The sequence below is a fragment of the Ponticaulis profundi genome (assembly GCF_042659465.1).
Classification (GTDB): Bacteria; Pseudomonadota; Alphaproteobacteria; order Caulobacterales; family Hyphomonadaceae; genus Ponticaulis; species Ponticaulis profundi.
Window position 1 is genome coordinate 1 of the sequence record NZ_JBHSSW010000063.1, and the last position, 713, is coordinate 713.

General features: G+C 62.0%; 1 pseudogene. It reads left to right on the top strand.

Annotated features, from left to right (window positions below):
• Positions 1 to 63 precede the first annotated feature (63 nt).
• Positions 64 to 713, top strand: a pseudogene (locus tag ACFQDM_RS15995) (IS3 family transposase); the annotation flags it as partial.

The following is a 713-nucleotide window of genomic DNA, read 5'->3' on the forward strand; positions in this document are numbered from 1 at the left end:
TGAGCTGCTGCCGGTTTCGTGGACACGAAGATAAGATCGCGACCAAGGAACTGGAGATTGAATATGACGAGACGAAAGTTCAGCCGTGAGTTCAAGACAGAGGCCGTGAGGCTGGTAACCGATCGGGGCGTAGCGGTGTCACAGGCCGCACGCGACCTCGACCTGTCCGAGAGTGTGCTGCGCCGCTGGATGAGGGAATTGAGCGCAGCCCCGGCTGCTGCATTTCCCGGGAATGGGCAGATGCGTGCCGATCTGGCCGAGATCGCCGCCCTGAAGAAAGAGGTCGTCCGGCTCCGGGCGGAGCGTGACATCCTCAAGAAGGCGACAGCTTTTTTCGCGCGCGAGGCGACATGAGGTTCGCCTTCATTGCCAAGCACCGGCACATTTGGCCGGTCAGTTGGCTCTGCGAGGCGCTGGAGGTTTCGCGCTCCGGCTTCCACGCTTGGATCAACCGCCCGACCAGCACCCGCGAGATCCATGATGCCAGGCTCGTCATGGCGATCGAGACGAGCTTCAAAGCCAGTGATCGAACCTATGGCGCGCGTCGCGTGTGGCGCGATCTTTTGGAAGAAGGACTGGCCTGTGGCCTGCACAGGATCGAGCGGCTGATGCGCTGCAACGCTTTCAGGGCACGGCCCCGGCGCCGTGGCAAGCCCAAGGACGATGGCGATCGCTCGGTCATTGCGGACAACATCCTGGATCGGGATTTCCAG